The organism is Streptomyces sp. ATLC9 (assembly GCF_057196705.1).
The window spans coordinates 1-1237 of record NZ_JBXUOY010000513.1 but is presented as its reverse complement, the minus strand read 5'-3'; the positions used below and the strand labels follow the sequence as shown (position 1 = coordinate 1237).

1 protein-coding gene is annotated in these 1237 nt (G+C 75.7%); it reads right to left on the bottom strand.

Annotation, left to right across the window (positions count from 1 at the left end; genetic code table 11):
- On the bottom strand, window positions 1–1045 hold a 1045-nt coding region (locus AC2CJA_RS26725; RefSeq protein WP_484605221.1), incomplete at its 3' end, for a serine/threonine-protein kinase.
- Window positions 1046–1237 lie beyond the last annotated feature (192 nt).

The following is a 1237-nucleotide window of genomic DNA, read 5'->3' as shown; positions in this document are numbered from 1 at the left end:
CTTGGGTCTGGTGGGCTCGGTTATGTTTATAAGAGACAGACGCCGGGGCCTGGGCGGACGGTGAGTGCTCCGGCGCCCGGTGCCGGGGCGCCGGCTCCGGGGGACGGGCCTGGGCCCGGGACCTGGAGGCGGGCCGCGCGGGCCGTGCCCGCCCGCCCCGGTGCCGCTCGATCAGCGCCACCGCGCCGCCCGGCAGCCAGGCGGAGGCCGTGCCGCTGTCGTCGCCGCCGGAGGAGAACAGGTGCGGGGCGAGCTGCGCCTGGAGGTCGGCCGGGGTGGGCCGCTGGTCGGGCTCGGCGCGCATGCAGGACTCGATGAGCGGTCCGAGTTCCTCGGGCAGGCCCTCCAGGTCCGGGCCCTCGCGCAGCAGCATGAAGACGGTCTCGACGGGGTTCGCCCCGTGGAAGGGCGGATGGCCGGTGGCGGCGAAGACCAGGGTGGAGCCGAGGGAGAAGACGTCGCTGGCGCCCGTGACGCTGCGCGAGTCCCGCGCCTGCTCGGGCGACATGTACGAGGGGGTTCCGACGGCGACGTTGGTCATCGTCAGCCGGGTGTTGGACACCCCCGAGGCGATGCCGAAGTCGATCACCCGCGGGCCGTCCTCGACCACCAGCACGTTGGAGGGCTTCAGGTCCCGGTGGACCAGGCCCGCCCCGTGGATGGACTGGAGCGCCTCGGCGACACCGGCGGCCAGCCAGCGCACGGCCTGCGCCGGGAGCGGCCCGCACTCGTTGACTATCTCCTCCAGGGAGGGCGCGGGCACGTACGCGGTCGCCAGCCACGGCACCGCGGCGCGCGGGTCGGCGTCCACGACGGCGGCGGTGTAGAAGCCGCTGACGGCGCGGGCCGCCTCCACCTCCCGGGTGAAGCGGACGCGGAAGAGCTGGTCCTCGGCGAGCTCGGTGCGCACCGTCTTGATCGCCACCCGGCGCCCGGAGGCCGAACGGGCGAGGTAGACCAGCCCCATGCCGCCGGCGCCCAGCCGCCCGAGCACCTCGAACGGGCCGATACGCCGCGGATCGTGCTGCGTCAGCTGCTCCACCACTTGCCTGCCACCTCCCCGTCGGGGTCGACGATCGCCGCCCCGCGCAGCCTTCCACCGCCGTACCGGTCCCGCGGTCCGACAGCGATTCTTCCTGGCGAAGCCCTCGGTTGCGAACCCGGGGGCGGTGAGTCGCCCGTTCCCGGACCCGGGGGGGGGGCGGCCCGGGGCGGGGCGGGCGCGCCGCGCGGCGCG